Annotated in this window: 17 protein-coding genes; 15 read left to right on the plus strand and 2 right to left on the minus strand. The window is 71.1% G+C overall.

Features of this window, described 5'->3' with window-relative positions; genetic code table 11:
* Genes GTY96_RS04785 through GTY96_RS04855 form a run of 15 tightly spaced genes read left to right on the plus strand, consistent with a single transcriptional unit; the run spans window position 1 to window position 14,336 of the window.
* Window positions 1-831, plus strand: coding sequence for a hypothetical protein (locus GTY96_RS04785; RefSeq protein ID WP_161663976.1), 831 nt, complete (start codon window positions 1-3; stop codon window positions 829-831).
* The gene (locus GTY96_RS04790; protein WP_161663977.1) at window positions 831-2,300 is read left to right on the plus strand and encodes a hypothetical protein; all 1,470 of its coding nucleotides are present in this window, start codon (window positions 831-833) and stop codon (window positions 2,298-2,300) included. Before GTY96_RS04785 ends, GTY96_RS04790 begins: the two co-directional genes overlap by 1 nt.
* Before the next feature lie 4 nt (window positions 2,301-2,304).
* Complete coding sequence (locus tag GTY96_RS04795) at window positions 2,305-3,330, plus strand: hypothetical protein (RefSeq protein WP_143898815.1); 1,026 nt, start codon at window positions 2,305-2,307, stop codon at window positions 3,328-3,330.
* Between the two features lies 1 nt (window position 3,331).
* The gene (locus GTY96_RS04800) at window positions 3,332-4,216 is read left to right on the plus strand and encodes a DNA circularization N-terminal domain-containing protein (protein ID WP_143898816.1); all 885 of its coding nucleotides are present in this window, start codon (window positions 3,332-3,334) and stop codon (window positions 4,214-4,216) included.
* Window positions 4,213-4,740 carry a hypothetical protein gene (locus GTY96_RS04805; protein ID WP_161663978.1) on the plus strand — a complete coding sequence of 176 codons (528 nt, stop codon included), beginning with the start codon at window positions 4,213-4,215 and terminating at the stop codon, window positions 4,738-4,740. The genes GTY96_RS04800 and GTY96_RS04805 overlap by 4 nt, the downstream gene beginning before the upstream one ends.
* Window positions 4,737-5,369, plus strand: coding sequence for a phage baseplate assembly protein V (locus GTY96_RS04810; RefSeq protein WP_161663979.1), 633 nt, complete (start codon window positions 4,737-4,739; stop codon window positions 5,367-5,369). The genes GTY96_RS04805 and GTY96_RS04810 overlap by 4 nt, the downstream gene beginning before the upstream one ends.
* Before the next feature lie 2 nt (window positions 5,370-5,371).
* A complete protein-coding gene (locus GTY96_RS04815) occupies window positions 5,372-6,022 on the plus strand; it encodes a hypothetical protein (protein WP_161663980.1) in 651 nt (216 codons plus the stop codon).
* Complete coding sequence (locus GTY96_RS04820) at window positions 6,022-6,432, plus strand: GPW/gp25 family protein (protein WP_143898820.1); 411 nt, start codon at window positions 6,022-6,024, stop codon at window positions 6,430-6,432. The genes GTY96_RS04815 and GTY96_RS04820 overlap by 1 nt, the downstream gene beginning before the upstream one ends.
* 37 nt (window positions 6,433-6,469) lie before the next feature.
* Entirely contained in the window at window positions 6,470-6,955 is a 486-nt protein-coding gene (locus GTY96_RS04825) for a hypothetical protein (protein ID WP_161663981.1), read from the plus strand.
* Entirely contained in the window at window positions 6,952-8,514 is a 1,563-nt protein-coding gene (locus tag GTY96_RS04830) for a baseplate J/gp47 family protein (RefSeq protein ID WP_161663982.1), read from the plus strand. The genes GTY96_RS04825 and GTY96_RS04830 overlap by 4 nt, the downstream gene beginning before the upstream one ends.
* A complete protein-coding gene (locus GTY96_RS04835; RefSeq protein WP_143898823.1) occupies window positions 8,511-9,905 on the plus strand; it encodes a hypothetical protein in 1,395 nt (464 codons plus the stop codon). The genes GTY96_RS04830 and GTY96_RS04835 overlap by 4 nt, the downstream gene beginning before the upstream one ends.
* Entirely contained in the window at window positions 9,902-11,647 is a 1,746-nt protein-coding gene (locus GTY96_RS04840; RefSeq protein WP_161663983.1) for a tail fiber domain-containing protein, read from the plus strand. Before GTY96_RS04835 ends, GTY96_RS04840 begins: the two co-directional genes overlap by 4 nt.
* The gene (locus GTY96_RS04845; RefSeq protein WP_143898825.1) at window positions 11,644-11,853 is read left to right on the plus strand and encodes a hypothetical protein; all 210 of its coding nucleotides are present in this window, start codon (window positions 11,644-11,646) and stop codon (window positions 11,851-11,853) included. The genes GTY96_RS04840 and GTY96_RS04845 overlap by 4 nt, the downstream gene beginning before the upstream one ends.
* A gap of 27 nt (window positions 11,854-11,880) precedes the next feature.
* Window positions 11,881-13,560, plus strand: a complete 1,680-nt coding sequence (locus GTY96_RS04850; RefSeq protein ID WP_161663984.1) for a hypothetical protein — start codon at window positions 11,881-11,883, stop codon at window positions 13,558-13,560.
* 11 nt (window positions 13,561-13,571) lie between these two features.
* Window positions 13,572-14,336, plus strand: coding sequence for a hypothetical protein (locus GTY96_RS04855; RefSeq protein ID WP_161663985.1), 765 nt, complete (start codon window positions 13,572-13,574; stop codon window positions 14,334-14,336).
* A 244-nt stretch (window positions 14,337-14,580) separates the two neighbouring features.
* Here GTY96_RS04855 and GTY96_RS04860 read toward each other — a convergent pair whose 3' ends face one another.
* Both GTY96_RS04860 and GTY96_RS04865 read right to left on the minus strand, forming a co-directional pair.
* Window positions 14,581-15,423, minus strand: coding sequence for an alpha/beta fold hydrolase (locus GTY96_RS04860; protein ID WP_161663986.1), 843 nt, complete (start codon window positions 15,421-15,423; stop codon window positions 14,581-14,583).
* A 36-nt stretch (window positions 15,424-15,459) separates the two neighbouring features.
* Complete coding sequence (locus GTY96_RS04865; RefSeq protein ID WP_161663987.1) at window positions 15,460-16,212, minus strand: GntR family transcriptional regulator; 753 nt, start codon at window positions 16,210-16,212, stop codon at window positions 15,460-15,462.
* Window positions 16,213-16,366 lie beyond the last annotated feature (154 nt).

Here is a 16,366-nt window from a genome sequence, read left to right on the forward strand (position 1 = left end):
GTGCGGGAGGCGTCCGAAATCCCAGACACGGAGGCCCCCTCCTTCTCGACCGAAATCGAGATCGACGGGCTGTGCTTCCGCGTCCACCTGGGGGGCCCCACGGGCCCGCTGGAGCTGGAGACGACCGCCGGAGAGCATTTCCGGCTGCGTCCCTGGGGTTTCGACGCGCACCTGCGCGCCCTGGATCAACACACCCGGGTGGACGCAGCCGGGCGGACCTTCGATTCGGAAGGCTTCGCCCGCGACGTGCTGCGGGACTCGGGTGTGCCGGAGTCGAAGTTCGATGAACTGGCGCCGCTGGCGCTCTGGTGGGCCTCGGGGGGCGCGCGCTCCGGCCCGGTGCCGGCGCGCCTCCGCCCGTGGACGTACTCCGAGCGCTCGAGGGCGCTGGAGGAGAGCGTTGTCTCGCGACCCGACGGCACGCGGGAGCTCAGCCTGGACCGCTATCTGCGGGCCATGCTGCAGGCCTCCGTGGTGACGCTGGAGGCACCGGGCGCGACCCTGTCGGCGCTGGATGGCCCCAGCACGGCGGCGCTGCTCGAAGAGGTGGTCGCGCTCAACCAGGGCGGTGAGCGTGTCGAGGACCAGACCGTGAAGTCTGCGGGCCGCGAGGCCCGGGCCCTGGCGCAGATCACCTTGCGGCTGTGCAAGGCCCTGGGCTGGACGCCTTCCCAGGTCTGGGCGACGCCCGCCGCCGAGGTGGATCGGCTGCTCGCGCTGCTTCAGCTCACGGAGCCGCCCACACCCGCACCCGCACCCGCGCCTGTCTCCCGGAGGCCGCGCCTGTCTGACTTCCCCGACGCGGTGGTCATCCAGGTAGAGGACCGGTGATGCGGAAGACCTTCACCACCGCTCAGCTCACGGCCTTCCTGTCGCGTCCCGCGATCCTCGCGCTGGAGGGCGTCGCGCGGCAGCTCGGCGTCAAGCTGCCCCCGGAGCCCGAGGCACGGCGTGAGGAGCGCTCCGAGCCGTCCGTGGCTGTCGAGGGGGCCGCGAATGCATCACCCGCTGGGGCCCCGCGCGGCATCGACGGGCGGACCCAGGGGGCACCGGAGGTCGCTCGCGCGGAGGCCCGGCCCGTCATGGCGTCCACGCCGGCTCCGGGGGCAGAAGCCCGCACCCCCTTCGTCGAGACGCCCGGGGCCTCGCTGGTCCAGGCGCGCGCACCCGGGTCGCCCTCGGCGTCACCGGACGGCGAGAACGCTCCGACCTCGGAGGGCCCTCGCGCCCCGAGGACAGCCTCGATGCCCGCGAGCCCCGGAGCCTCGGGCCCTCGCACGGTGCGGGTGATCCGCCCCGCATCGCCCGGTGGCGATGCGAATCCGCTGCCGCCCGCCGCGCCGCTCGCGGCCGTGTCCACGGCTCTCCCGTCGGAGGGTTCCGCCTCCGCGCCGGCACGCGACGCGGGGGCAGCCGCGAGCAGCCCGACCTCCGACCGGCGTGTCATCCGACTGCTCCCGTCGAAGCCCGCCTCGCCCCCCTCCATGCCCGAGCACCCGGAGGCCACTCGAGACGCGACGTCAGCCGTCCCTCCTCGGACGGATGCGCACTCCGGCACTCCCGCGGTGGCCGTGCCAAGGCGCCGGCTCACCTTCTCGCCCGAGGGCGGCTCGACGACGGATGCGGCTCCGGGTCCGGGCTCGCCGCCTCAGGCGACGACCGGCCTGGGGGCGCCTCTGGAGGTCACGGCTTCACCGGGCCGGGCAGCACCGGCCGTGGGCGCCTCCACGGCGGAGGGCACACCTTCGGTTGGCCTCACGCAACCCGCGCTCCGCGCCTCGACTCCTGTGACCGCCGCTTCGGCCAGGAGCGTTCCTCCGCCCTCTCATGCGACCCCTCCGTCGTTCGACCTTCCGCGACGGGAGTCCTCCGCTCCCACCGTCGAACGCGCGCACCTGGAGCCGCGGACCGGCGCGCCCGCGTTCGCGCCGGGCTCCTCGGACACTCCCTCGCTCGACGTCTCGCGGCCGGAGCCTCGGGCGTCCGCGCCCAGCGAAATCGCCCCCGGGGTTGAACGCGCGACGCCGCGTCCGCAGGCCCCGCTGGGTCACTTCACCGAGAAGGTCTCCGCCGGCCTGACCCCGGTCTGGGAGCAGGCCCAGGGGGCCACCCACGCCGCGCTCCCGGTGGAGCGAGTCACCACCTCCTCGGCGCAGGGCGCCGCCGTGCGCAACACGTTCAATGTCAACATCCACCTGGACGCCTCGGAGGCTCCGGCGGGCATGGACCGACGCTCACTCGAGGACGCCCTGGTGGACATCCTCCGCGAGACGGCGCGCCGTCACGGGCTGGAGGTCTGAGCCGATGGCGGGCATTGCCTACAGCGTGACGATTGGAGCCTTCCAGGCCTCCAGCAAGGCGGGCCGGGGCAATGGCTTCGTGCGCTCCATCCGCAGCGAGCTGACCATGGACGGGGCCGGCGGCCGCTGCACCCTGGAACTGGTGACCTCGGACGCGCTGCCCGCTCCTGGCGACGCGACGACCCTCTCCCTCGACGCGGGCGATGGCGGGGTCACGGTCTTCACGGGCGTGGTGCTGGAGACGCGCGCGACGCCGGAGTCCGTCATCGTCGTCGGCACGGATGCGCTGGCGGACCTCGCCCGCCTGGATGTCTCCGGCTCCTACGCGCAGACCACCGCCGGCTCCATCGTCAGCGGGCTCGTGAAGCAGGCCGGAGCCACCGCGGGCACCATCGAGGATGGCCCCACGTTTCCCGCCTACGTGCTGCACCCGGGGCCCCGCGCGCTCCGCCACATCCAGCGCCTGGCCGAGCAGTGCGGCTGCGACGTCTACACGGACGGCGAGGGACAGGTTCACTTCGCGGCGCCGAGGACGGGCGGCCCGGACCACACGTTCGTCTACCGGGAGCAGGTGCTGCGCACCGAGCTGCGCCAGTCGCCCGCCGCCTATGACGGCGTCGTCGTCTGGGGCGAGGGCGCCAGCAGCACCCAGGGTTCGGAGAAGGCCCACTGGCTCGTGGCCGACCTCGCGTCCATTCGCGGCAAGGCCTCGCTCGCGAAGGATGGGAGCGTGCGGGCCGGGAGCGAGGGCTCCCTGCCGCGCGAGCTGCGAGACGGCGCGCTGCGCACCGGTGACGACGCGGCCACCCAGGCCCAGGCGCGGATGACGGCGCTGGCGTCGCGCCCGCTCCGGGGCTTCATCGAGGTCCTGGGGGCTCCGGCCGTGAACCCGGGGGACCTCGTGCAGCTCGAAGACATTCCCGAGGGGCAGCCGGTGAAGGCGCTCGTCTCCGGCAAGCAGCTCCGCGTCCGCGCGGTCCGCCACACCCTGAATGCCCGCGCGGGCTTCACCACCCGGATGGAGTTCTGACATGGCGGTCCGGATTGGAAAGATCGAACTCGTCGGGCTCACCAACATCTACACCGAGGATGCGCGCAACCTCGTGCAGCAGCGCGTGCCCGGTCAGTCCGGCAGCGTCTTCCAGGACCTGGGCCGCGAGCCCGTCACCATCGTCATGGAGGGCATCTTCCTGGGCAATGACACCCAGGCGGAGCTGGAGGAGTTGCGCCAGGCGCAGATGAAGGCCACGCCGATGTCGTTCGCCTCGGACGCCATCGCCGGAGCCGACCTCACCGACGTCCTCATCGCGGACTTCCAGGTCAAGCAGCTCGCGGGCCACCAGAGCCGCTTCAGCTTCTTCCTCCGCGTGAAGGAGTACGTGGAGCCCCCCGTCGCCGCGGACGCGGGCGTCGCGGCGGTGAACAAGGCCGTGGCCGCGGACGCCGGGGCCTGGGCCAAGGGCTCCGTGGATGCCGCTGGCGTGCTGCAGGACCCCAGCTCGCTCATGGCGGCGGTGGATGGAAACCCGGAGCTGCTGGGCCACCTCACGCCGGATGAGCTGGGCTCCGTCGTCAACGGCACCAAGGACTCGCTCACGGGAGAGAACTTCGGCAGCCTGCTGGGCTCGCTCGGCAAGGTGAACCCCGCCGCCGTGGGGGGCTTCATCGACTCGCTGAAGGAGTCCGGGAGCATCGGGGAGTTCATCCAGAAGCTCGCCACCGAGGGTGTCAGCCTCCTGGAGATGGTGAAGGGCATCGACTTCGGCGCGGCCCTCGACGTCATCAAAGGCATCGCTGGCGCCGGCGACTTCCTCGCCAAGCTCAAGCGCGTCGCGGAAGAGGCGTCCGCGCTGGGCACCACCCTGGGTGAGTTCGATCCGCTCGGGCCCTTCAAGGACCTGGAGTCGAAACCATGAGCAACACCGCCGACATCGTCGACGGAATCACCCGCCTCGTCAGCGCGGTGGACGCGCTGCTCCAGACGGACACCGTGAAGGCGCTCACCGACCTGGTGCGCTCGCTCGGCATCGGTGGCTACGTGAAGACGGGGCTCCAGGCGATTGGCAAGGTGCTGGACCTGATCACCGGATGGCTCTCCCGGCTGGAGCAGGTGGCGGCCATCCCGCTCCTCCTGGAGAAGCTGGAGCCCGCCTTCGACGGGCTGCGGGCCATTGGCGAAACCTCCGGCGAGGAGATGCGGGAGATGGGCATGGATGCCCTGGCCCCGCTGGCGGGCGCGGCCCACTCCGCGTTGCTGGTGCTCGAGAAGGTCCGCGCCGGTGTCGCCACCGTCATTCAAGGCTACCTGCCCGCGGAGTCCCTGAAGGCGTTGCGCGAGTCGGTGGAGTCGGTCGCGGCCACGCTCGAGGAGCTTGAGACCGCCGTCGTCGTCGCGCCTCCGGCCAAGGCGAAGCTCCAGCTGGCGGGAGGCACGACATGAGCGACCTGGTCACCATCATCCGCGCCATCGTCCGGGATGAGGTCGCCTCCCTGCGCCTGGGCGACCTGGGCGTGGTGACGAGCGCCTTTCCCCACGCGGACGGGGATGCGCACAACCACGAGTGCAACGTGAAGCTGCGCGAGAGCGGGTTGGAGCTGCGCAAGGTGCCCATCGCCACGCCGCACATCGGCATGGTGAGCGCGCCGCACACGGGCGAGGTGGTCGTCATCACCTATATCGGTGGGGATCCGAACCGCCCCATCATCACCGGCCGGCTCTACTCCGACTCCATCAACCCGCCCCTCCACGAGGCGGATGAGTGGCGCGTCGTGGCGCCTCCGGGCGGCAAGACGTCCATCGCCATCGACCAGGAGCAGTCCATCATCCTCACCGCGGGCGAGACGGTGGTGACGGTGAAGCAGGACGACGTCATCACCATCAAGGGCAAGACGGACCTCAAGCTGGAGGTCGAGGGCAACGTCCAGCTCAAGTGCGCGGACTGCACCCTCGACGCGTCCGGGAAGATCGACCTGGGCAAGGGCGGCAGCGGCGTCATCACCGAGCAGAGCCACAAGTGCTACTTCACCGGCGCCCCGCTCAAGGGCTCCCAGGACGTGAAGGCCAAGTGACCATGCCCGCACCCACCGGCTCCGAGATAGGCAGCCTCGCCAAGGGCGCCATGCAGTCCGCGAGCCTCCGGGGCGAGAACGCGCCGGACCTGGCCACCGCGCTGGGCGACGCCTGCGGACAGGCCTTCACCCTCTTCGTCGGCATGGCCATGGTGTCGCCCGGCATCCCCGCGGCGGCGCCTCCGCCCGCGGGCTCGGGCAGCACGGTGGGGCCGGGGATGATGCTGCCTCCACCCGCGGGAGGACCGGGCGCCTCGCAGATAGAGCCCATCGTCCAGGGGCTGCTGGCCTCCAACAAGATCAACGGTGAGAAGCAGGGCGCGCTGGCGAAGGCCATCGCCCAGTCCGTGGAGCAGGCCCTCACGCTCTTCACCTCCATGGTGATGGTGGCGCCGGGCATGGCCATCGCGGGCTTCACCACCTCCTCGCCGGGCACCCTGATGGGCGCGGCGCCAGCCAAGGCCCTCCTTCAGCCCCTCGCGATGGGCTTCCTCCAGGCGGGCGGCATCCAAGGCGAGAACGCGCCGGACCTGGCGGGCGCCATCGCGGAGACGCTGTCCAACGCGATGACCCAGATGATGTCGCGCCTCAAGGTGACCCCGGGCATCCCGTGCTCTCCTGGCGCGACGGCCGGCCCCGGGAGGTTGATGTAATGGCGGACGAGCTTCGGACCGACCTGCGCCTCGCGTTCAAGGAGTCCGGCGAGGTGGACCTGGACTGGTCCACCGACACCGGCGCCACGACGGTCAGCGGCAAGGACAACCTCATCCAGGCGCTGACGCTGCGCCTCATCGTCTACCGGGGACACCTGGAGCAGCTGGGCCACACCCGCTACGGCAGCCGCGTCGCGGACCTCATTGGAGAACCGTTGGACCGGGCCAACCTGGACCTGCTGCGGCGCTATGTGCGTCAGGCGCTCAAGGAGGACCCGCGCGTGGACGAGGTGACGGCGTTGAGCGTCACCGCCCGGGCCGACCTGCCGGGCGCGGTGGACGTGAGGGCCAGCATCCGGGCCGTCACGGGAGACGCGGTGGAGCTGGGGCTGGCGCTCGACCTGGGTTGAGCGGGACGCGGCAAGGACACGACTTCGGGAGGACGCGATGGAACTCAGGGAGAAGCAGGGCCTGGCGGGGGTGCTGACAATCGAGCTGCTGGACACCGGTGGCGCGCTGATGGAGCGGCGCCACGTGCCCAACCTCATCACCACCGCGGGAAAGCAGCTGCTCGCCAACCTCCTCATGGGCAAGGCGGATGCGCTGCCCACCCGCTGGGCCATCGCGGTGGGCACGGGCACCACGCAGCCGCAGAGCCTGGACACGGCGCTGGGCACCAAGGTGGACGAGGCGACCGACACGACGCCGAAGGTGGAGGTCGTCAGCCGGGGGGATGGCACCAGCCAGGTGCGCGCCACGGTGACGGCCATCCTGCCCGCGCTCACCCAGCCCGGCGTGCAGCCCCTCACCGAGGCCGGCATCCAGATCACCCTGGGCGGCGCGACCCCGGTGTTGTTCAACCGCGTCCGCTTCGAGGAGGTCAACCGCGGTCCCAACATGGTCATGAAGATGACGTGGGAGATCTCCTTTTGAGCCTCCTCCCGCCCGAAGAGACCTCGTTCAGCGCCATCGTCGACCGGCTGCTGTCGAACCTGGGGCCGGGGAGCGACACGAACGCTGGCAGCATGGCGCGCACCCTGGCGGAGGCCTATGCCCGGGAGATGGCGACCTTCTACGCCATGATGGATCTGGCCCACCGCTCCGGGTACCTGGACACCGCCGAGGGCGCCGCCCTGGACAACGTGGTGGCCGTGCTGGGCCTGGAGCGCGCTCGCGCCGGACGCCTGACCGGCGAAGTGGAGCTCAGCCGCGCCGCGCCCGCCCCGGATGACATCGGCATTCCCGCGGGCCGTCAGGTGACGGGCGTGACCGCGGACTCCAAGCCGCTGCCCCTCTTCGAGACGATGGAAGAGGCCACGCTGCGCCGCGGAGAGACGCGCGTCACCATCCGCGTGCAGGAGATCCGCGACGACTCGGATGCGTCCAAGCAGGCCCCGCCCGTCATCAACCCCCTCCGGCTGACGATGATGCCCCGGCCCATCCTGGGCATCGAAGCCGTCACCAACCGCGCGCCGCTGCACCGGGGCAGCGAGGACGAGTCGGACGCGAGCCTCCGCGCCCGCGCGCGCACCGCCCTGCGCGATGGCGAGAAGGGCACAGTGGAGGCCATCGCCGCGGCCGTGCGCCAGCAAGGCGTGCAGCAGGTCACCGTGCGCGAGCCGGAGGATGCGCCCCCGGGCGTCATCGACGTGCTCGTCGGCGATGCCGACTTCGAGCTGAACACCGCGGGGGTGGCGCGCGTGGAGGCCGCCATCCGCGAGTCGAAGGCCGCCGGCATCCGCGTGCGGCTGCGCTACGCGCGCACCGTCTACTTCCAGGTGGACTTCCAGGTGGAGCCCGTCGACCCGGAGATGGACGAGGGGACCTTCGACCGGCTCCGCCGGGAGCTCCAGCAGGCGCTGATGCGCTACACGCTGGAGCTGCCGGTGGGGGAGAGCGTGAACCGCCGCAAGCTGGAGGCCCTCCTCTTCGGCAACGCCGCCATCCGCCGCATCAGCGACCTGGCGGTGGAGACCTTCGTCTGGGGCTCGAGCCCCCAGAACCCCCTCCAGAAGCAGCTCGTTCGCGAGAGCAAGAGCCGCGTCTACGGGGCCAACCGCGACTGGAAGATGGATCCGTTGGAGGCGGCGCGGATCGACCTGGACCTGAAGCCGCCGCGCATCACCCGGCTGCGTCCTCCCGTCTGGCGCCTGGATCTGGTCGTGGCGCTGCCAGGAAGCGAACCCCGCACGCCGGAGCAGGTTCGCGAGTCGCTGCGCGGCGCGGTGGAGGTCTACGCCGCCCGGCTCGGCGAGGATGTCCAGATGGGCCGTGAAGCGCGCGTCAGCCTGGACGACCTCCAGCAGACGCTGAAGACCCAGGCGCGGATCGACTCCCTGCTGGCCTGCAACGTCACCCTGGAGACGGGGCTCGCTGTCTCCCTCGTCGCGGCTCCTCCCGCGACCGGGCTGCGGGATCAGGTCACCTTCGTCGTCCTGCGGTCCGATGTCCGCATGGTGCTCGGCGGCGCCGAGCTGGTGGGGGTCGGATGACGCCGGAGCAACGTGCGCGCCGCATGGTGGGCTACCTCCCGCCGGTCCTCCAGACCGGCGCGAAGCTCAAGCTCTTCTTCTCCTCGCTCGCGATGGAGCTGGGGAAGATGGAGGAGGGTCTCACGCAGCTGATGCGCTCGCGCTGGTACACGCTGGCGAAGGGCTTCGCGGATGAGGACTCCCTGGCGGACAAGGCGGCCTCCGAGCTGGGGATGCTGGCCGCGCTGTATGACCTGCATCCGCGCAGGGGAGAGGCGGCGGACTACCTCCGCCAGCACCTCGCGGCGCTCGTTGAACTCCACCGCACGGGGCTGGGCTCGGCGACCGCGCTGCTCCGGCTGGTCTCCCTGGTCTACATGGCGCGTCAGCCTCCGGAGCTCTTCTGGGAGGGCGACACCGCCGTCGGGCTCTTCAGCGTGCCGCGCGCGGATGGCACCTTCCGGCCGCTGCGCATCGAGCTGGTGGACAGTCCGGCGACTCCGGCCATGGCGCGCTTCAGCGGCGTCGGCGCGAGCCAGCGGCTGCTCACCGTCAATGGCGGGCTGGAGACGGCCATCCCTGAAATCTCGTTGAAGGCCACCGCGAAGGAGATCGCCGTCCCCATCCTCCGCCACCACGAGTCAGGGCTCGACCTCATCTTCCTGGGCCGTGTGCCCAAGGGTGGCACCCTCACGCTGCGCAACCTGCGCGCGCCGTTGATCGACGGGCGCCCCGTCACCGAGTCCATCATCCTGGCCCACCCGACGCGCTTCTCGAGTCTGGACGATGGTGGCGTGATGGCCCGCTTCAATGCGCCGGAGTCGCGCTTCTCCGTGTTCGGAGAGGACCGCCGCATCCCCGAGCTCGTGCCCGGTGAGAGCCATTGGAGCTACGACACGCTGGAGCGTAAGGATGTCCGCTCCTACCTCCTGGGCTGGACGGAAACGCGCCAGAAGGAAGCGGAGGAGAGGGCCCTCGTGAAGCGCGACACGCCGCTCGCGGAGCTGCGCTTCGACTGGACGGAGATCACCCCCGCCACCTGCGTGCTCCGCATCCCCGCGGACCACATCCCCCCGCACCTCCAGGTCCCGGACCAGGAGGGGGAGGTCCCCGGCCTGCCGGGGCTGGTGCGCGAGCTGACGGCGGCGCTCAACTATGGCCGCGCGGCGGGCGTGCGCACGCGCGTCGAGCTGACCCTGCCCATGCCCGCCGAAGTCCTCTCCATCGACGAGGGCCCGCTCCGGCAGGAGGTCTCCACGTCGTTCACCGACGCCCTGGAGACGAAGGATTCGCTCACCTCCTTTGGCTACACCATCGAACTGCACGAGCAGGTGCCGGAGCCCCAGGAGAAGCTGTCCTGGTCCGGCATCTTCGATGCGACCCGCTTTGACTCCTCGAGGTTCCAACCATGAGTGACCCTTTCTACCCGGCGAAGTCTGGCGACCCCATCCTGGCCGACACCTGGAACAACATGCAGATCAAGGTGCGCGACGAGATCCGCTCGCACACGCACCGGGGCGCGGATGATGGGAAGCAGCTCGATGGGGACAGCATCGTCCCCACCGCCTCGTTGAAGGTGAACCGGGTGGACGCCTCCGTCGCCCTGACGGTGAAGAGCATCGACGTCCTCACGCGGCTGACCGAGCTGGGCGCCCAGAAGCTGTCGCTCACGGGAGGCGCCATGACGGGCGCGCTCTCCGTGAACTCGAGCGTCGCCGTCGGCGCCTCCGCCCCTGGTACGAAGCGGCTGCTCGTCGTCCAGCCGGGGACTCCTGACAACAACGCGGGGTTGGAGGTCCGGGGCAACGGAGACCACTCCTGGGGCGTGAACCTGGTCTTGCGCACGGTGGCGGGCGTGGATGGCGCGTCCATGCTGTTGCGCAGCCGGAGCAAGAGCTGGCAGGTCCGAGGCGAGACGGGCGCCGCGGCGACGGGCTTCCAGATCACCGAGGACGGCGGCGATGTCGAGTACGGCAGCGGAGCCGGCACGCCACGTCTGCACATCAAGTCCGGCGGCGCCGTGGGCATCGGCACCACGGATCCCCAGGGCATGCTGGACGTCCGGGTCCCGGGCGCCAACGGCTGGGACCGGCTCACGGTCACCACCACGGCGGATTGGGGCGACGGCACGCTCCAGTATGTGACCATTGGCGCGGGGGGCGCGTCCGGCATCATGATGAGCAACCCCCATGTCGTCTGGCACAAGGGGGCCCAGAGCGCCGCCATCCGCTATGGCCGCAGCGGGGGAGTCCAGGCTGGGGCCTTCTGGGACGTCGGCACACGTCCGAACAACGCCTTCTCCCTGGCGCTCAACGGCGGCAACCACGCGCTCTGGCTGACGCAAGAGGGCAACATCGGCATCGGCACGACGGCGCCTGCCGTCCGGTTGGACGTCCAGGGCGGCGGCCTGCGCGTCAACGGCGGGGCGATCACCCCGTCCGTGGGCAACTCGCCCTCCGCCGGCATCATGTTCCCGACCGACCCGGGTGGCGGGAGCGGTGACGCGGCCTTCATCCGCTACTACGTCGTGGGCGGAGAGGCGTGCAAGCTGCTCATCGGCATCGACAACGACGGTGACGACAGCCTCGGGTTCTGGCAGACCGGCGGGGAGCGGATGACGGTGATGAACGGCAACGTCGGGATCGGCGTCATGAACCCGCTGACGGCGCTGCACATCAACCAGCGGGCCTGGTCGCAAGGCATCCGCATCCAGGACTACACCGGCGGCGGGAGGTACTTCGGCATCCACTACGACAACCCGGGGGTCATCTGCCTGTACCATCAGAACGGCTCCGGCCAGTACATGAAGGAAGACGGGCTGTGGAACCGGAACTCGGATGTCTCGCTGAAGGAGAACATCGTGGAGATGCAGGGGGTGCTGGAGCGCTTCGTCGCGCTCCGCCCGGTGACCTTCGACTGGAAGGTCGACGGTCTGCCCACCCTGGGCCTCGTGGCGCAAGAAGTGGAGCCCCTCTTCCCGGACATCGTCAGCGAGAGCGGGAAGCGCGGAGAGGATGGCAGGCCGCTCAAGGGACTCGCCTATGAAGCGTTGGGCGTGCTGGCGGTCGCGGCCATCAAGGAACTCAAGCAGCACTACGACGCACGCATTGAAGCCCTGGAGCGACAGCTCCAGCGCCAGGAGTCGAACCGATGAAGGACCAGATTGAAAAGCGCCTCGCGGGCCTCCGCGCCGAGCATGAAGAAGGTCAGAAGATGCTCGCGGACCTCGACGCGAAGCGGATGCAGCTCGTGCAGACCATGCTCCGCATCGAGGGCGCCATGCAGGTGCTCCGGGAGATGCTGCCGCCGGAAGAGGGCGCGTCGGCCACGGTCACGGACATCAAGGACGCCGCTCGCTGAGCCCCAGCGCCACGTCGGGACATCTCCATGAGTGATTCACGCGTCGGCGCCACGTTGACCTATGCGGGGACGGCGAAGCCCCCCACCACCGCGGTGGTTCCCGTGGACTCCGCCGGCCTCGTCCTCGCGCTGGACGTGCCGGCGGGGGTGGCATTGTCTCGCGCGGCGCTGACCGTGCAGGCTCCCGGCGACGACCTGACGGTGGACCTCACGCCGGTCGCGGCGCTGACCACGAACCTGGGGAAGAGCACGCTCGGCACTGACAAGGTCCAGTGGCTCAGCCTGGACTGGAACGCGCGCCGGCCGCTCATGTCCCTGGAGCTCCAGCCCAAGAGCACGACCCAGAAGGGGCGCCTCAGCGTCGCCGAGGGAGGGCCCTGGTATCCACCCACGCCCTCGGACACCGTGCCCATCGGGAGCGTGGTGCCCCTGCCGGGCCTCTTCGCGAGCCGGCTCCTGGTGGAGTTCGTGGACGCGGCCAGCGCCACGCCTGTTGGGACACCGAAGACGCTCGTGGACACCCCGCTCACCAGCGTCGTGGTGCGCGCCGCCGCCCGTCCTCCGGACCTGTCGGCGATGCTGGGCGCGGGCGCTCTCTTCTTCCATCAGGCGATGCCCTTGTTGCCCCGGCAGGAGTTGGTGCTGGGGGATGCCCTGAGCAGCGCGTTGCAGCGCGCCTGGCCTCCGGAGCTGAAGGGGGGCGCGCTCAACGTCACGCTCCGCTCCTCGGGGCTGGGGATGCTGGAGCGCGTGCAGCTCACCCTGGACACGCTCGCCGTCGCCCAGACGTGGAGCGGTGGAGAGGCGGCGGTGTCGCTGCCGGTGGCGACCGACGGCCAGGCGGCGGGGCTGGTGGCCGTGCCGCCCGACCGCGCCCTGTCGGAGGTCCGCTTCGCCGTGCGGTATCAGCCGAAGGACGAGCGGCTGCCGCTCGCGCCCCAACCGCCGGAGACACCTCCCCTGTCCCATCGCTGCGGCTCCGGCTACTCCGCCGCGCAGGCCTTCTCCACGCCCGGGCCCGCGGAGGCGCTGGTGGGGCTGGACCTCCACGTCCGGCCTCTCACGCGCTCCGTGAAGGCCCTGCTGTCTCTCTACGCCGATGCCCACGACAGGCCCGGGGACGTGCCCCTGATGGCCGCTCCCGTGGAGCTGGTGCTCGAGGAGAAGGGGCCTCCGCCCTGGAAGGCGCGCTGGGTCTCCTTCGAGCCCCTGAAGCCCGTGGCGCTGACGTCCGAGACTTGGTGGGCCGTGCTCACGGTGACGGAGGGGGACCTGCTCTGGAGCCTGTCGCCGCCGCTGACGGGCTCGGCCGCGGCCCGGTCCCTGGTCCCTGGCCTCGCGCTCTACCGCACCGACGCCGCGGGGCCCTGGCTCCCCAGGGACACGTCCCTGACCGCGGGGCAGGCCCCCGGAACGTCCTGGGCCTGTGCGCGGCCTCGGCTGCACGCCACCGCCTCCGCGCCGCCCCCCGCGCCCGGGGTACAGCTGCGCTGGGGGACGCGCGTGTTGGACGTGAGCCCCAGCGAGGACGGGAGCGTGGCGTTGGATGCCAAGGCCCTGGCCGCGCTGACACCGCCGGGAGGCACGGGGAGCGCGCCTCCGTTGGAGGTGCTCGTCCGCTCGCGCGTGGCCGGAGTCGTCACCCTCTCCGGGCTTCGCGTGACGAGCCCGCGCAGCGAAACCTACGCGCTCTTCCCGCGGAAGTGAGGCCCGCCGTCATGCTCGTTGCCCTCGAGTCCTACTTCCACGATGCGCTGCGCCCCGCCGTCCCCGACGCGGTGGAGATCTCGACGGGGCCGTCACTGGGGCCTGTCGCGGAGGCGGAGTCCCTCGTGGAGGTCTGCGTCTCCCAGTTGAAGCTGGAGCCTCTGCCGGGGCTCGACCTCGCCGCGCAGCGCGAAGCGGCCTACTTCGCGCAGGTCCACCGGTGGGCCTCGGACGGGAAGAAGGTGGACTTCGAATTGCCAGCGAAGGCCCTGGGACAGGTGGCGGAGGTGGAGTCGCCCCCAGGCCGGCCGCTGCGTCGGGGAGACGACTACGTCGTCGACGGGCGCACGGTGCGCTTCTATCAACCGCCCGCGCTCGCCGACGTGGCCGTGGTCGTCTTCCTCCGGGGAGCGCGGTCCGCGGGCTTCCTGGAGCGGCGGCGCTGCGAGCTCTCCCTCGTCATCCGGGCGTGGGCACGGCAGTCGGGCGCGGCGGATCCGCTGCTCTCGGCCGCGCTCGCCGCGGCGCTGGTGGCCTCCGCGGACCTGGGCAACCTGGACGACTCGTACGCGAGCCCGGCGGACTCCGGTGTTCGCCTCCGGCTGCTGCGGCCCGTGATGAGCCTGTCGGGCATCCACCGGAGCGCGGAGACCGTCGCCGAGACGCCCTTCTTCCGCGCCGAGGCGGAGTTCCTGATCCGTGGCGACCTCGAACAGCTCGTCGCGCTGGGCGAGCCCGAAGCCGAGGGCATCATCCGCGAGGTGCGCAAGGCGTAGCCTGCCCTGGCCGTGGAAGAGGGTGCTCCGGGTTCCAGGCGGGGCGTCCTGTGTCGCGGCGGCCCGTCTCGAGTCGCGGGCGTCACTCCGGACACGTGCCTCGCGCGCCCGCCGCGCAGCCTGCTCACGGAGCTGTGGCGGGTCCTGCTCCGGCACGGGGCCGTGCTGGCGCGACGGGCCACGTCGAACGTGACGCTCTGAAGACCGCCGCGCCTCCCTGCCGTGGGTGGAGGCGCACCGGACGTCACTCCGCCGACTTCGCGGCCTCCACGAAGCGCGCGAGCGCGGCCTCGAAGTCCGCAGTCGCCTCGATGAAGGGCAGGTGCCCCACGCCGGGGAGCCACGTGCCCCGCGCCGCGCGGGCGCACCGCAGCACCCCCTCCGAACTCATGGCCGGAAGGACCACCAGGTCGAGCTCACCGTGGAGCGTCGCCACGGGGCGGCCGCAACGCTCCAACTCCACCGAGTAGTCCTCCGCGCGGGAGAGGAGCGCGCGCCGGACGTTCGGGGGCACGCGGAGCATGGCGCGGACGCTCTCCTCGGCCAGCGACGGGTCGACCCGTCGCGCGGAGCATGCGCCGATGAAGGCGCGAGCGGCGGCCTCGTAGGTTTCCGTGTCCTCGGACAGCAGGCCCCGCGCGTTCGACATCATCCCCGGCCCGAACAGGGCGCGCGCGGGCTTGCCTGTCTTGAGCGACGCCGCCACGAAGAAGAGGCCGCCCAACGCGGCATCTCCCCGGTGCCGGAGGTAGTCCCCGACGACGACGCCACCGTATGACCAGGAGACCACGACCGGCCGCTCCAGGCCGAGCCGCTGGATGACCGCCTCCAGGTCTCCGGCGAAGTGGACGCCATTCACATACGGCTCGTCCCCTTCAGGCTTGTCCGAGTCGCCGTGACCGCGGAGGTCGACCGCGACGAGCCGGTGGCTTCGAGCCAGGCCGCCCTGGAGGACCGTGTCCCACGCATGGCGGCTCTGGGCGAGGCCATGCACGAAGAGCACGGAGGGAACACCCGACGACGGGCCCGTGTCGCTCACCGCGAGCCGGACGCCACCGGAACCTTCAACGAAGCAAGTGCGCAGCATGTCGTCCGCCGCCAGTACGCGCCCGTGGACGGGCCGTCAATCCTTTGCGGGAAGGGAACGGCTTTTTGTCGGCAAATTCTTTTGAGGGGATGGAGCGCTCGCGCGCAGCCCCGGGTGGACCTGGAGGACCAGCTCGGTGGTCCTCGCCAGGTGTTCGGTCAGGAGCGCGCAGGCACGCTCCGCGTCGCGGTCCAGGGTGGCTCGCACGAGCGCGGTGTGCTCTCCCTCCACGTCCCTCCCGGCCTTGCCGTGCGCCTGGGCGAGGCGCCGGTAGCGCTCGGTCTGGTCGAACAACGTCGCATGGAACTTCAAGAGCCAGGGCGAGCCGCACGCGCTGAGCAGGGCCGCGTGGAAGCGCGCGTGCTCGAGCTCCCAGGCCTCGTCGAGCGTCCCGCGCTCCGAGGTCTGGACGCTCCGGAGGAGGCGGTGCAGGGCCGCGGTCACCTCGCCCTCCCAGGTGATGTCGCCATGGATGATGGCCGCGCGCAGCGCGAGCGTCTCGATCTGCTGGCGCGTCCGCGTCAGGTCCAGGATGTCGGCGCGAGAGATGGGCGCCACCCGGAAGCCACGCTGGTCCTCGATGGTGACGAGCCCCTCGGACGCCAGTCGGCAGCAGGCCTCCCGCAGCGGCGTCCGCCCGACGCCGTAGCGTGGCGCCAGGTGTTCGAGCCGCAGCTTCTCACCCGGGGGTAGCACCCCATGAAGGATGTCCCCGCGCAGCCGGTCCACGACCGCTGACGCGAGCGTGGGTTCGGACACCGGGCCACGGATGCGGGATGGAGCAGCCATCGACCTCCTCATGGGAACGACAGGACCTATACGCCAGGGGGCGAAATTGACACAAGGCGTCGAATTGGGTGCAAAGTGCATTTTGTCGACATTCAATTGAAGTGCCTCGACTCCCTCGCTAACCTGGGCGGGCGGCACAGGAGACCAGCGACAT

This window comes from Corallococcus silvisoli (genome assembly GCF_009909145.1).
Classification (GTDB): domain Bacteria; phylum Myxococcota; class Myxococcia; order Myxococcales; family Myxococcaceae; genus Corallococcus; species Corallococcus silvisoli.

What these genes read in the sequence shown, in the direction of transcription:
- GTY96_RS04805 (WP_161663978.1), top strand. Translation starts at nt 4,213, where the DNA reads ATGAGCAACACCGCCGACATCGTCGACGGAATCACCCGCCTCGTCAGC.
- GTY96_RS04815 (WP_161663980.1), top strand. Translation starts at nt 5,372, where the DNA reads ATGCCCGCACCCACCGGCTCCGAGATAGGCAGCCTCGCCAAGGGCGCC.
- GTY96_RS04795 (WP_143898815.1), top strand. Translation starts at nt 2,305, where the DNA reads ATGGCGGGCATTGCCTACAGCGTGACGATTGGAGCCTTCCAGGCCTCC.
- GTY96_RS04840 (WP_161663983.1), top strand. Translation starts at nt 9,902, where the DNA reads ATGAGTGACCCTTTCTACCCGGCGAAGTCTGGCGACCCCATCCTGGCC.
- GTY96_RS04835 (WP_143898823.1), top strand. Translation starts at nt 8,511, where the DNA reads ATGACGCCGGAGCAACGTGCGCGCCGCATGGTGGGCTACCTCCCGCCG.
- GTY96_RS04810 (WP_161663979.1), top strand. Translation starts at nt 4,737, where the DNA reads ATGAGCGACCTGGTCACCATCATCCGCGCCATCGTCCGGGATGAGGTC.
- GTY96_RS04865 (WP_161663987.1), bottom strand. Translation starts at nt 16,212, where the DNA reads ATGGCTGCTCCATCCCGCATCCGTGGCCCGGTGTCCGAACCCACGCTC.
- GTY96_RS04790 (WP_161663977.1), top strand. Translation starts at nt 831, where the DNA reads ATGCGGAAGACCTTCACCACCGCTCAGCTCACGGCCTTCCTGTCGCGT.
- GTY96_RS04820 (WP_143898820.1), top strand. Translation starts at nt 6,022, where the DNA reads ATGGCGGACGAGCTTCGGACCGACCTGCGCCTCGCGTTCAAGGAGTCC.
- GTY96_RS04800 (WP_143898816.1), top strand. Translation starts at nt 3,332, where the DNA reads ATGGCGGTCCGGATTGGAAAGATCGAACTCGTCGGGCTCACCAACATC.
- GTY96_RS04850 (WP_161663984.1), top strand. Translation starts at nt 11,881, where the DNA reads ATGAGTGATTCACGCGTCGGCGCCACGTTGACCTATGCGGGGACGGCG.
- GTY96_RS04860 (WP_161663986.1), bottom strand. Translation starts at nt 15,423, where the DNA reads ATGCTGCGCACTTGCTTCGTTGAAGGTTCCGGTGGCGTCCGGCTCGCG.
- GTY96_RS04845 (WP_143898825.1), top strand. Translation starts at nt 11,644, where the DNA reads ATGAAGGACCAGATTGAAAAGCGCCTCGCGGGCCTCCGCGCCGAGCAT.
- GTY96_RS04855 (WP_161663985.1), top strand. Translation starts at nt 13,572, where the DNA reads ATGCTCGTTGCCCTCGAGTCCTACTTCCACGATGCGCTGCGCCCCGCC.
- GTY96_RS04825 (WP_161663981.1), top strand. Translation starts at nt 6,470, where the DNA reads ATGGAACTCAGGGAGAAGCAGGGCCTGGCGGGGGTGCTGACAATCGAG.